This window comes from Streptococcus sp. KR (assembly GCF_002238115.1).
In the GTDB taxonomy this organism is placed as follows: Bacteria; Bacillota; Bacilli; order Lactobacillales; family Streptococcaceae; genus Streptococcus.
In genome coordinates this window covers 1-228 of record NZ_NGVM01000337.1, presented here as the reverse complement: position 1 = coordinate 228, position 228 = coordinate 1, and the positions used below count along the sequence as shown (strand labels likewise).

The window sequence follows — 228 nt, the reverse complement described above, 5'->3', positions numbered from 1 at the left end:
GGGTTCCCAAGTATCGATGAAGTCAACATCAACTCCGGCGTTTTCTTGTAACATTACGCCATACCTTACTCCCATTGCTCCTGCACCAATTACACCGTACTTCATAATGACCACTCCTTTTATTTTTTATTAATCCGACTAAAAAACGCCCTTTGGTTATAAAACCAAAGGACGTTAAGTTAACGCGGTACCACCTTAATTCGAGTTATTTTCGCAAATAACTCCTCA

1 protein-coding gene is annotated in these 228 nt (G+C 39.9%); it reads right to left on the bottom strand.

Going from position 1 to position 228, the window contains the following annotated elements; translation table 11 throughout:
• The coding region (locus CBI42_RS12190) for a 2-dehydropantoate 2-reductase N-terminal domain-containing protein (RefSeq protein ID WP_306425634.1) at positions 1-105 on the bottom strand (105 nt) is incomplete at its 3' end.
• Between the last annotated feature and the right edge of the window lie 123 nt (positions 106-228).